13 protein-coding genes are annotated in these 9282 nt (G+C 64.8%); 2 read left to right on the plus strand and 11 right to left on the minus strand.

Features of this window, described 5'->3' with window-relative positions; translation table 11 throughout:
* Positions 1-46: 46 nt before the first annotated feature.
* The 8 genes from AC1DXS_RS10985 to AC1DXS_RS11020 all read right to left on the minus strand — a co-directional run bounded on the left by AC1DXS_RS10985 (position 47) and on the right by AC1DXS_RS11020 (position 5532).
* The gene (locus AC1DXS_RS10985; RefSeq protein WP_477737541.1) at positions 47-730 is read right to left on the minus strand and encodes a cupredoxin domain-containing protein; all 684 of its coding nucleotides are present in this window, start codon (positions 728-730) and stop codon (positions 47-49) included.
* A gap of 15 nt (positions 731-745) precedes the next feature.
* Positions 746-1123, minus strand: a complete 378-nt coding sequence (locus tag AC1DXS_RS10990; RefSeq protein ID WP_477737542.1) for a DUF6632 domain-containing protein — start codon at positions 1121-1123, stop codon at positions 746-748.
* Positions 1124-1218: 95 nt separating this feature from the next.
* Positions 1219-1689 (minus strand): tetratricopeptide repeat protein, encoded by a 471-nt coding sequence (locus tag AC1DXS_RS10995; protein WP_477737543.1) that lies wholly within the window; start codon positions 1687-1689, stop codon positions 1219-1221.
* Positions 1690-1800: 111 nt separating this feature from the next.
* Positions 1801-2640, minus strand: a complete 840-nt coding sequence (locus tag AC1DXS_RS11000; RefSeq protein ID WP_477737544.1) for a PhzF family phenazine biosynthesis protein — start codon at positions 2638-2640, stop codon at positions 1801-1803.
* A gap of 63 nt (positions 2641-2703) precedes the next feature.
* The gene (locus AC1DXS_RS11005) at positions 2704-3402 is read right to left on the minus strand and encodes a phytanoyl-CoA dioxygenase family protein (protein ID WP_477737545.1); all 699 of its coding nucleotides are present in this window, start codon (positions 3400-3402) and stop codon (positions 2704-2706) included.
* Positions 3399-4139, minus strand: coding sequence for an alpha/beta hydrolase (locus AC1DXS_RS11010; protein ID WP_477737546.1), 741 nt, complete (start codon positions 4137-4139; stop codon positions 3399-3401). The genes AC1DXS_RS11005 and AC1DXS_RS11010 overlap by 4 nt, the downstream gene beginning before the upstream one ends.
* Positions 4140-4168: 29 nt before the next feature.
* On the minus strand, positions 4169-4912 hold the full coding sequence (locus AC1DXS_RS11015; protein ID WP_477737547.1) for an anti-sigma factor: 744 nt from the start codon (positions 4910-4912) through the stop codon (positions 4169-4171).
* Positions 4909-5532, minus strand: coding sequence for an RNA polymerase sigma factor (locus AC1DXS_RS11020; protein ID WP_477737548.1), 624 nt, complete (start codon positions 5530-5532; stop codon positions 4909-4911). The genes AC1DXS_RS11015 and AC1DXS_RS11020 overlap by 4 nt, the downstream gene beginning before the upstream one ends.
* A gap of 236 nt (positions 5533-5768) precedes the next feature.
* On the opposite strand from AC1DXS_RS11020, the gene AC1DXS_RS11025 reads away from it, so the two are divergent.
* Together AC1DXS_RS11025 and AC1DXS_RS11030 are read left to right on the plus strand one after the other, a co-directional pair.
* Positions 5769-6347, plus strand: coding sequence for a DUF3455 domain-containing protein (locus AC1DXS_RS11025; RefSeq protein WP_477737549.1), 579 nt, complete (start codon positions 5769-5771; stop codon positions 6345-6347).
* Between the two features lie 24 nt (positions 6348-6371).
* The gene (locus tag AC1DXS_RS11030; protein ID WP_477737550.1) at positions 6372-6965 is read left to right on the plus strand and encodes a hypothetical protein; all 594 of its coding nucleotides are present in this window, start codon (positions 6372-6374) and stop codon (positions 6963-6965) included.
* A gap of 8 nt (positions 6966-6973) precedes the next feature.
* On the opposite strand, the gene AC1DXS_RS11035 is transcribed toward AC1DXS_RS11030, so the two are convergent.
* From AC1DXS_RS11035 to AC1DXS_RS11045, 3 genes are read right to left on the minus strand one after another with little or no spacing between them, the layout of a single operon-like run.
* The gene (locus tag AC1DXS_RS11035) at positions 6974-7645 is read right to left on the minus strand and encodes a cupredoxin domain-containing protein (protein WP_477737551.1); all 672 of its coding nucleotides are present in this window, start codon (positions 7643-7645) and stop codon (positions 6974-6976) included.
* A complete protein-coding gene (locus AC1DXS_RS11040; RefSeq protein WP_477737552.1) occupies positions 7642-8103 on the minus strand; it encodes a group I truncated hemoglobin in 462 nt (153 codons plus the stop codon). Before AC1DXS_RS11040 ends, AC1DXS_RS11035 begins: the two co-directional genes overlap by 4 nt.
* A gap of 28 nt (positions 8104-8131) precedes the next feature.
* Positions 8132-9043 carry a DUF3034 family protein gene (locus AC1DXS_RS11045; protein ID WP_477737553.1) on the minus strand — a complete coding sequence of 304 codons (912 nt, stop codon included), beginning with the start codon at positions 9041-9043 and terminating at the stop codon, positions 8132-8134.
* Positions 9044-9282: the final 239 nt, after the last annotated feature.

The following is a 9282-nucleotide window of genomic DNA, read 5'->3' on the forward strand; positions in this document are numbered from 1 at the left end:
GCTGCGGCCTGTTGGCCGGCAGGCTGCGGGTGTGCGCCCGCTTCCCTCAGATCCGGCGGCGGCGCGGCACCACGCTGAGCTGCAGCGTGAGCTTGCCCGGCGAGGCCGTCACGGTATGGGCCTGCGGTGCGATGTCTATCAACTGGTCGGCATGCCAGACCTTGATTTGCGCCGCGCCTTCGGGCAATTGATCGATCTGCGCCACGCCCTCGGCATTCGTCAGCACCGCCCAGGGCGATTCGCTCACATACACATGGCCGCGCATGGAGCCATGGATGTGGCAGCCCAGCAGCACGGCGCCGGCCTTGCTGAAAGCGGCCTCTGCGGTTTTGGCCGGCTTGCCTTCGGGCTTGCCGTCCAGGCGCAGCTCAAAGCCTTCGCCCGCCGCGGCATTGAACTGCGCCGCCCCTGCGGCCGAGCCGCGCACATGGTGCTCCCAGGGATCGTTGTTGACGAACTGGGCCTTGGCGCCCACGGCCACCACACTGACAGCCGGCACAAAACGCATTTTTTCCTGGTAAATCGTCACCTGGTCGGGCAGGGGCTTGGGGGCCGCGCCTGTTTTGACCGAGGGCACCACAACGACGACCGCATCGGGCGCCGGTTTGCCTTCCTTGTCGAGCACCAGCACGGAGAGGCTGGCGGCGCCGGCTCCCGCGGAAAAGGCCAGGCCGGCCAGCAACAAGAGGGTGGATGCCAGCATCCGCGATGAAGAAGAAGCGTGTGTCATGGAATTTCTTTCGTCTCAGGCTTGGCGAGGTGTCAATACGGCCAGCACGGCGGCCACCACAAACAGCGCCAGCACATCACCCCAGAGATGGCCCATGGTGTGCTGGCCGCTGAAGGACTGCACCGCCATGATCCCGCCGTGCACGATGCTGGACCAGACGGTAAACCAGATCAGGCTCAGGTGCGCCAGCGGGTTGCGCGACGCCAGCACCAGGAAGACACCCAGCGTCGCGTACAGGCCAAGGATCATCTCCAGGTAGTACGAGCGCCCCTCGGCATGCCAGGACCAGCCCGAAGGCCAGACCATGGTCAGCGGCCACAGCGCGAAGATAAAGGTCAGCCCCATCAGCAGCAGCGCGATGCGCAGGTATTTGAGGCGGTCGGCGTCGGTCATGGTTTTTCTCTTTCGAGTCAGCTGGGGCCGCGCGTTTTAAACCGCTTGCGAACCTCCCGACCGCGCGACTGCGCCGGGAGGTTGGGGAACGGTGCTTACTTGGCAGCCGGCTTGTACTCAGCCACAGCCTTGGCCAGGTCGCGGGTCTCCTCGCAGTTGGCGCAGATGGCTTGCAGCTTGGCCAGCTGGGCGTCGGCCTGGGCTTTCTGGTTGGTCTTCAGGTAAGCGATGCCTGAGTATTCCAGCGCGCCCTTGTGATTGGGGTCCAGCGCCAGCGCCTTGCCGTRGGCGGCGAAAGCTTCGTCATATTTGCCCAGCCAGCGGTTGGAATAACCGAGGTAGTTGTAGGCGTCGGCGTTCTTCGGGTTCTTGGCCACCACCTTGTTGAAGCTGCTCACGGCTTCAGCCCAGTTCTTGGCGTCTATGGCCTTCTTGCCGGCCGCGAAGTCGTCGATCTGCGCGTTTTGCACCGGTGTGGTCTGGATGTCGGCTGCCATGGCGGCGCCGGCCAGGGCCAGGGCGACAACGGGCAGGGCAATGAAGTTGCGGATGGAAAAAGCGTTCATGTCGGGCTCCTTGAAGTGTTGGTCAATTGGATGCGCTGCAAATCAGCACCTTATACAAACGGCATGACAACGAAATCGGATGCGGCAAACTCGTATTTATTTGTAATGGGCTTAAGCCAGCTCGTGCATGATGCGCGCCGTCCCGGAAACCTTGATCGAGGCTCCCGGGGCAGGCGAAATCTGGGCATGCAAGTGCGAACGCATACCCATGTCCTCACCCTGCACGATGTCGATGGCGCCTCCGTGCGGCCAACCCAGGTCACGCAGGTAACCCGCAAAAGCGGCGGTGGCCGCGCCCGTCGCCGGGTCTTCGTGCACGCCGCCCGACGCAAAGGGGTTGCGCGTGTGAAAAAGCCGGGGCGTTTGCGCGTAAGCCAGGAGGATGGTCACCAAACCCGCTTTGTTCATCAGTTCGCGTCCTGCGTCCAGGTCGTAGTGCATGGCCGCCAGCTTTTCGCGGCTGTTCAGGGCCAACACCAGGTGATCCGCCCCGCCATGCGCCAATGCAGGCGCAATACGAAGGTCCAGGTCTTCCGGTTCATAGCCGAACAGCTTCAAGGCCGACTGCACCAGCGGCTGCGGCGCGGCCTGGCTGCGCGTGGGTGGCGATTGCAGCGCGGCGGCAATGGTGTCTCCGTTGCGCCTGCCTTCAACCGTGATGTCGGCCTTGTTCAGGCTCAGAGAAAACACGCCATCGCCGTGTTGAAGGGCCAGCGCCGCGCCCAGGGCAATCGTTGCGTGGCCGCAAAAGGGCACTTCGGATTCCGGCGAGAAATAGCGCGCCCGCCAGCCGGCGCCTGCCGGGACGGCAAAAACCGTTTCCGAGAAACCCACTTCCGCGGCGATGCGCTGCATTTCCGCGTCGGCGGGAAAGGAGCCGGTGATCATCACGCCGGCCGGGTTGCCGCCTGTGCTTCCGTCAGAAAACGCTGCGATCTTCAAGACATTCATTTCTTCTTTCCCTTTTCTCTTCCATGTGACAGACGGAGGTGACCCCCTCCCTTGAACGCCGGTTCAAAGCGCCTGTTGCCAGTGAAGGCCACATGGCAGTATGCGCGGACCGAACAAAAAGTGCAGCACCCTTCGCCGGCTGCTTCCGCTGGATCTGGAGGATGCGTGGAGCAGCAGCGGCCGCATGGCCATCACGCCGCCGCGCCCCAGGGTGCAAATGACTTCCGACTGCGAATGCCGGGCTTCGGCTGCGGCTTGCTGACCCACCCGGCCCTGCAGATGAGAGCCGGGAACGACCCTTAGCGGGCCGTCCTCGATGCCGCAGGCATCGATGTGCAAACGCAGCGCCACCAACTGCCGCAGGAGCTCCGCAGGCGGCTGGACATACAGGGCGCCTTCCTTCTCAGACCAGCCGCCAAGGCCGGGGTTTTCCACGCGAGCGGCCACCGGGATGCTGAGGTCCTGGTGCACCGGCACAAGCCAGTTGCGCAATGCCGATTTCTCAAAATAGGTGCACTGCACCGCCGCGAAACCCGCTGGCAGCAATGGCGCCAGCGACGGATGCCTGCGCAGTGTTGCCGCCAGCGCCTGGCACCAGGGTTGCGACAGCAGGCCGCGCGTCCCAGCGGAGCCGGGCGAAGCGCCAGCTAGCCGGGAGGCGACAGATTCGCATTCCGCGGCGGTCAGCACCTGGGGCACAAGCGCATAGCCCTGTGTCATGAATGCGCTGGAGTCCATGTCGACCGACGATGCAGCGCTCACAGCATCGACTGAAACAAGGGCAGGTACTGCGGGTGCTGCGAGATCGTGTTGTGCGAGGTCCCGGGCAAGACCTTGAGCGCGGCCGTTCCCTTCCTGAACTGCGCGTACAGCTTTTCGGTGCTGGCTGCCGGGATGATCTCGTCGTTCTGGGCAGAGATCAGCAAGGTGGGCGCCGTGACGCGCGCTGCGTATTTCCAGGACTCGAACTTGTCGACCAGCAGCCAGGCGATGGGAAAGTAAGGAAAGCGCTGCGCAGCCAGCTCCTGGATGCTGTTGTAGGGTGTCACCAGGATCAGGCGCGACACCGGCCGCTGGCTGGCCAGCCAGACGGCCACGCCCGAGCCCAGGCTTCTGCCCACCACAGTCACCTCCGCATGCGTTTTGCCGACATGGTCGAACAAGGCCAGCGCATCGCTTTGCAGCGCCGCCTCGGTGGGGCTTCCACTGCTGCCGCCGTAACCGCGGTAATGAAGCAGGTAGATCGCATGGCCGGGAAATGCCTGCGTAAAAGACGGCAGGTTGGCCGAAACATCTTCGGCATTGCCCCCGAAGTAAACAATGGCCTTGGGCCCGGACACCTGCCGCGTGGTGAGCACCAGCTCTGCATCCTTGACCTGGAGCTGCATCGTTGCGGCCGGGCCGCCCCAGGATTTGGGCTGCGGGAAATAAAGCAGGGAGCGTTGCCAGGCAAACAGCGCCGCGCAGAGCGCCAGATAGGCCAGCAGCAGGACTGCCATGAAGATCGTCACTGCGCGCACCGGCCCGTTCACCACAGCTTGGCGCAATTGCCGCTAAACACCACGGTCTCGCCGGGCTTGGCCGGGTTGGCGTCCGCCTCCAGCGTCACCACCAGCTTGCTCACTTTGGACAGCAGCTTTTCCGAGGTATCGGGCAGCACAGACACCGCCGAGCCGCTGGTCGGCACCGCGCCCAGCGAAAACGCCGGGCCGTTGGCCGGCACCGCCCACAGCACCAGCTTGCCGGTGGCCGGCGGTGTGATCGGGCCTATGACCTTGACCGTCATGGTCTTGCCGTGGCGCAGCGAGCTCACCAGCAACTTGCCGTTGCCCTGGGCGTCGGTCAGCAGGCCCACATAGCTTTGCGGCAGCTTTTCGCCCGAGCGCATCGCGAGCTGGTCGCTGGACATGAACAGCGTGGGCATGGCCAGAAACAACGCGCTGGCCGCGATCACACCCGCAGCCAGGCCGCCAAAACCAAAGCCCGCAGGCTTGAGCCAGCCCAGCCAGGAAGCTTTGCCCTGGGCCGCCTGCCGCGCACCCGCAGGCTGAGTGCGCGCCGCGATCGCCGCCCACACCTTGGGCGAAGGTTTTTGCGGCGGCACCGACATCGCCAACTGGCCCAGGCGCGCCTCCCATTGCGCCACGCGCACACGCACGTCGATGCGGTCGCGCTGCAGGCGCTCAAAGCGGCGGCGCGCGCCGCCGGCCAGCGTACCCAGCACATAGCCCGAGGCCAGGTGCTCCAGCAATTCCGGGTTGGTATATCTCATGGCGCCACCATCCCCTGCGCGGCGAGGCAGCCCTTGAGTTTCTCCAGGCCGCGGCGTATCCAGGCCTTGACCGAGCCCAGCGGCGCGCCCATTTGCGCGGCCACCTCCGTGTGGGACAGGCCCTGGTAATAGGCCAGGGCCAGGCTTTGGCGGTGGCTGCCTTCCAGCGCGTTCATGCAGCCTTCTATATGCAGGGCTTCGGTGGCCCGCTCCAGCAACTGCATGGCGCTGGGGGCGGGCGCGGCGCTGCTTTCGATCTCTTCCTCATCCAGCTCGCCGGCCTCTCCGGAACCGGGCAACTCGCTTTCCTTGCGGCGCGCGCGTGCCCGGAAGGCGTCCAGCGCCTTGTTGCGCACGATGGCGATCAGCCATGTCATGGCTTGAATGGGTTGGCCGTCCACCTCGCTTCGGTAGCCGGCCGCGTTTTTCCAGATGCTCACATACGCCTCTTGCAGCACATCTTCGGCCGCCTGTCCTTGTCCCAATATACGAACGGCGACGCCAAACAGATGCGTATGGGTGCGTTCATAAATCTGGGCAAAGCAGGCGTGGTCGCCTTGTGCCGCGCCGGCGATCAGGGCTTGCAGGCTGCGGGGGTCCGGGTGGGGGGCCAGCTTCATGCGGCTGAGTATAGGGAGTTCCGACCCTGCGGCAAGGTGCATGCGGGAAGCGGTTTTTTTTGCAAAAGACTGCATCCGATCGGCGGCGAGCGGCGTTTGTCCCGGGTAGGCCGGACGCCGCGCCGGCCCACACCCCCTCCGGCCGTGGGGTTGTTGGGGCTTTTTTACCGTCTTTTTTCCTTTCCTTTAACCCCAAGCCCTGTCAATATGAGCAGGGCTCCTCTGAGGAGATCGCCATGACATTGATTGCAACTGTCGCCCAACCCAGGTTCACCACCGGCCTTGTGGCCGCGGCCCTGTGCGCGGGCCTCTTGAGCGCCTGCGCCGGCGGCCCGGCCGCGCAGATGGATGCCGGCAAGCCCGCCCCCGCCGCGCTCAGGCCGGCCGACGGCGAACGCGCAGCCTTTACCTGGCACGCGGTGGGCTCGCAGATTTATGAGTGCCGCGCCAGCGACAAGGGTGGCTGGGCCTGGGTGTTTGTCGCGCCCGAGGCGGACCTGTTCAACCAGAAAGACGAAAAGGTCGGCACACACGGCGCCGGCCCCCACTGGACGGCGCTGGACGGCAGCAAGACCCTGGGCACCGTGAAGGCGCGCGCCGACGGCGAACGGCCCGGCGACATTCCGCTGCTGTTGCTGACGGCCAAGTCCGCCGGCATGCCCGGCAAGATGGCCGCCGTCACCAGCGTGCAGCGCCTGAACACCGAAGGTGGCAATGCACCGGCCAAGGGCTGCGCAGCGCAGGCCGATGCCGGCAAACGCATCAAGGAAGGCTATACCGCCGATTACGTGTTTTTCACGGCCGGCAAAGCCTGAATAGCCTGAGAAGTGAGGCCCGACATGTCCATGCTCAAGAACCTTTTCAGCCCCAGCAAGAGCCCCAAACATGGGGCCACGGGGCCTGAGACCGGTCCGGTCAAGATGAACCTTGACGAGCGCATGGAGTTCAGGCGCGAGATGCTGTTCGAGGCCATCCGGGTGACCATGCAGGCCCACGGCATCCTGTCGGCCAGCTACAAATTCCGCGTGGTGCGCAACGACAAGCGGGGCCACCAGTACCTGGTGCTGGTGGACCTTTCCACCGACTTTCTTGATACCCGCGAAGGCGCACCCACCCGGCTGGCCGAGGTGGGTGCGGCCATCACCAAAAATGCCGTCGCGCGCTACAACCTGCTGGTCAGCGGCGTGTATTGGCAGGTCAATGAGCAGATCCAGGGCTTCTCGGCCAGCCGCCCCGCCGCTCTCCGACCGGGCCAGGACGCGGGTGATTCGCGGCCGCCCTCGCGGCGCCATGAGCGCGCCACGGCGGACGAGCTCGCGGCCTTTGAAGCCGCCTGGGAGAAGGGGCGGGCCATGCAGATCGGCGACCGCATCTATTCGTCCGATCTGGCGCCCCTGGAGCCGGACTCCCAAAAGGACGACAGCCGGCGCTGAGGGGACTTTCAGGACCTGCGCCGCCGCGGCACCACCGTGAGCTGCATGACACTTTTGGCCAGCACCGCGCTTACCGCCACCTGCTGCGGCGCGATGTCTATCAGCTGGTCCGCCTGCCAGACCTTCACCTGGGCCGTGCCGTCGGGCAGGTCTTCGAAGATCGCGATGCCTTCGGCGCTGGTTTTGCCGGCCCAGGGTGATTCGCTGGCATACACGTAGCCGCGCATGGAGCCGTGGATAAAGCAGCCCAGCAAGGTCGCGCCCATCACACCGGGCTTGTCCATCGTCACTTCGGCGGACCTGGCGGGCTTGCCATCGGCTTTGCCTTCCAGCCGCAATTCAAAGCCCGCGTTGGCGGCACTGAACTGGCCCGTGCCGGCAGGCGAGCTGCGCACATGGTGGTCCCACGGGTCGTTGTTGACGAACTGCAGCTTCGCGCCCACGGGCACCACCGTCACCGCCGGCATGAACTGCATTTTTTCCTGGCTGATGGTGGCTTGCTGCGGCAGCAGCTTCTTCGGCTGGATGCTTTTGTTGGCCGGTGTCACCACCACCACCGCGTCCTGCACCGGCTTGCCGTCTTTGTCGAGCACCGACACCACGAGGTTGCCGGCCTGCGCCGCGGCGCCCAGTGCCATCAACACGGGTAGGGCGATGAGCTGTGCAATTCCGATGTTCATGGCTTGCCCGCGCTTTCCGGCGGCGTGATGATGTCGCGGTTCATGGGCGCGAGCAGTGCCAGCATTTCATTCTGTTTGCGAAACGGAATGCCTTTGGCGTCCATGCTTTGCTGCAGCACCTCCACCAGCGCATGGAAGTCGGATTTTTTGATGTCCAGGTTGGCGTGTGCGCTTTTCATGTCCGCGCCCTTGTAGACGCAGGGGCCGCCGCTCAGGGCGCAGAGCTGGTCGACCAGTTGCTCCTTCACCCGCTGCTGGTTCGAGGGCTGGAAGTGCGGCCCGGTGCGCGGGTCGGCCAGCAGGCGCACCATGAAATCGTCCATGAGCGCGACCAGGCCGGGCTTCTCGCCAAAGGCTTTATAGAGCTGGTCGTTTTGCGGCATGGTTTGCGCGAACGAGGCACCCGATGAAAGCAGGTTGCCGGCCGCAAGCGCCAGGCAGATCAACAGTTTGTTCATGACGTGTCCTTGATGGATTGACGGGGATCTAGAAAGCGACCTGGGCCGAGAGGTAGTAGCCCGTCTGCTTACGGCTACCGGTGGTGGCGGGCACGATCACGCCCAGGTCCACATAGGCCAGCGTCAGCGAGAGGTTTTTGGTCGGCGCCCAGGCAATGAAGATGTCCTTCCAGTCCTCCGAGCGCAAGCCGTTGCCCAGGCCCGCGGCGCGGCCCGCGCTTTCAAGCTTGTTGCGCATGAAGCGGTATTCCGCGCCGACGGCGACGTTCTTGCTGAGCAGCCAGGCGACTGAAAATTCCGGCTGCAGGCTGTAGCGGTTTTCATTCCCACCCAGCGTCGCGCCGTAGCCCAGCAAGCCGTTCTGGTTGGCCTTGGTCGCGCGCAGCGTGCCGTTGACCAGCAGGCTCTGCCCCAGGAAAAGTTTGGTGGCGCTCACATACACATCCACCCCCGAACGCTTGGCCCCCAGCGCGGCCAGGGTGCCGTCCAGCCCTGTGGAACCCAGCTTCTTGTATTGCACCCCCACCGCCACCTGCGGCACCAACGTATCGCTGTCGAGCACCGCATCGCCCAGCACGCGCACCTTGGCGCCCACAATGGTCTGCTTCAGGTGCAGCCCGGGCAGGCCCAGCGCCACGCCGGTGTCACGCGTGTTGAAGTCCTGCCGCGCGATCGACAGCTCGTAGCGGTCATCGATGCCCACGGCCGCACCGTAAATGTTCAGGCCGTAATCCCTCGTGCCCGCGTGCGTCAGGTAGGCCGAGCCGCCCGTCTCGCCCGCCGTGGCATTGCTGCCGATGACCGCCCACGGCGTCAGGCCGCCGCCGGCAGCGCCTTCAATGGTGCTGACGCCGCCGGTCAGGAGGAGTTTGCCCGTGTCGGCGTGGGCGGCCGCGGTCATGAGCAGACCGGTGAGGAGGGGGTAAAAGGTTTTTTGCATGGTGGGGGCTTGGGTTTGTTGGGTTTTGTTGAATACGGGCGGGGAGGTGGGGTGGATTCAGCTTTTTTTCTGTTTTTTCCAACGGGGTGGGTTTGGCTTGGTTCAGCTGGCCGGGTCTCGCCCCGGCGGGCGAGGCACTTTTCTTTGCTTCGCCAAAGAAAAGTACCCAAAAGAAAGGCGACCCGCAGTCTGGGTCCCTCCGCTTCGCTACGGGCAACCTGTGGTGCTCGAGCCAAGCG

The sequence above is a fragment of the Polaromonas sp. P3_B1 genome (assembly GCF_056402935.1).